This is a genomic window from Luteibacter sp. KNZ12-1A (genome assembly GCF_056755675.1).
Window position 1 is genome coordinate 1 of record NZ_JBPGXU010000189.1, and the last position, 2,057, is coordinate 2,057.

Consider the following 2,057-nt stretch of genomic DNA (forward strand, 5'->3'; position numbering starts at 1 on the left):
CCGACGCGGTGAACAAGAGCCAGCTCGACGCGGTCGCCAGTGGCGCGAGCGATGCCAGCCATTATTTCAAGGCCAACGGGCTGGGTGACGGCAGCGACGATGCACAGGCGGTCGGCGATTTCGCCACCGCTTCCGGTTCGGGCGCATTCGCAGGTGCCACGGGTGCCACGGCCAACGGCAGCGGTGCGGTCGCCACGGGTGCCAACGCGATCGGCGATCTGTCGACGGCGATCGGCACGCAGAGCGCGGCGACCGGCGCGAGCAGCGTCGCCGTGGGCGAAAGCGCGCAAGCGACGGGCGACGAAAGTGTCGCCGTCGGTGGCAGCACGTTCTTCGGCCTGATTCCGGCGCAAGCATCGGGTTATGCCTCATCGGCCTTCGGCACGGGCGCATGGGCCACGGCTGACTATGCGACCGCCCTGGGCTGGAACAGCTACGCGGATGGCGCGAGCAGCACGGCGGTCGGTGAATCGGCGATCGCCGCGGCGGCGAACTCCGTGGCCCTCGGAGCGGGCTCCTTCAATGACCGGGCGAATACCGTTTCGGTCGGCGATGCCGGCAGCGAGCGGCAGGTCACCAACGTCGCGGCCGGTACCGAGGCCACCGACGCGGTGAACAAGGGACAGTTGGATTCGCTCGCCACCAGCGTCGGCGACGCCAGTCATTACTTCAAGGCGAACGGCCTGGGTGACGGTAGCGACGACGCACAGGCGAACGGTGATTACGCCACCGCTTCCGGTTCGGGTGCCTTGGCGGCGGGCTCCGGTGCCACGGCCACCGGTTCCGGCGCGGTGGCCTCGAACCAGTTCGCGACCGCGACCGGCTACGGCAGCACGGCCAGCGGCCAGAACGCGGCCGCCTTCGGTGCGGGCGCACAGGCGACAGGCGCGGGCAGTGTCGCGGTGGGCGGTAATGCCGTCGACGAGGACGGCAATCCGCTTATCGCCGACGGCAATGGCAACCCGGTGGACACCGGTGCGACCAGTGCCGGCGTAGGCGGCACGGCGGTCGGCGCCAGTTCGCAGGCCGCCGGTTTCGCGGCGACTTCGGCCGGTGTCGGCGCTTACGCCAGCGGTGCGCAATCCACGGCATTGGGCGCGGTGGCCAATGCGACCGGTGACTATGCGACGGCCGTGGGTACCTCCACCACGGCGTCGGGCGCCGGCTCGGTCGCGGTCGGTGGGCCAAGCAACCTCGCTGGCGTCGGACTCATCTATACCGGCGCGACCGGCGACAGTGCGGCGGCATTCGGTGCCGGCGCGCAGGCGACCGCCGATTTCGCCACGGCGCTGGGTGCCATCGCGGGAGCCGAGGGCGTGGGTAGCACGGCGCTGGGTTACTTCGCCTACGCGCCCGGCGGCAACGCCACGGCACTGGGCATCAACAGCTGGGCGTCCGGCGCGAGCAGTGTCGCGGTGGGCGATTTCTCGACCGCCCGTGGCGCCGCCAGTGTCGCCCTTGGCGCCAATGCGACGGCCACCGCGGCGGATAGCGTGGCGGTCGGCTCGAACGCCCTGGCGGATCGCGTGGGTACGGTGTCGGTCGGCGCGCGCGGCAGCGAACGCCAGATCACCAACGTGGCCGCGGGCGAGCAAGGCAGCGATGCCGTCAATGTGGATCAGTTGACCCAGTTGTCAGACAGCGTGGCCAGTGCCCGCCACTACGTATCGGCCACGGGTGCCGGCGACGGTTCCGACGACGCGACCGCGACAGGTACGCTCGCCACGGCCACCGGCGCGGGAAGCAGCGCCACGGGCGATCTCTCCACCGCCAGCGGCGCCTTCGCCACGGCGAGCAGGGAGGCGGCCACGGCCGTGGGCGCCTTCGCCAATGCCGGCGCGGCCGGCGCCACCGCGATCGGCGACAGCGCGCGTGCGCTGGCGGCGAATTCGGTGGCCCTGGGCAGCGGTTCGCTGGCGACGCGGGCGAACTCGGTCTCGGTCGGCCGCGGAAGCAACAACCGCCAGATCACCAACGTGGCCGCCGGTACGCAGGCGACCGACGCGGTGAACCTGAGCCAGTTGAACACGGCATTGTCCTGTCTCTTATACACATCT

General features: G+C 71.0%; 1 protein-coding gene. It reads left to right on the forward strand.

All coding sequences use genetic code 11. The features are described from left to right. Positions 1-8: 8 nt before the first annotated feature. On the forward strand, positions 9-2,057 hold a 2,049-nt coding region (locus tag ACR9ZJ_RS19260), incomplete at its 3' end, for a YadA family autotransporter adhesin (protein WP_481288674.1).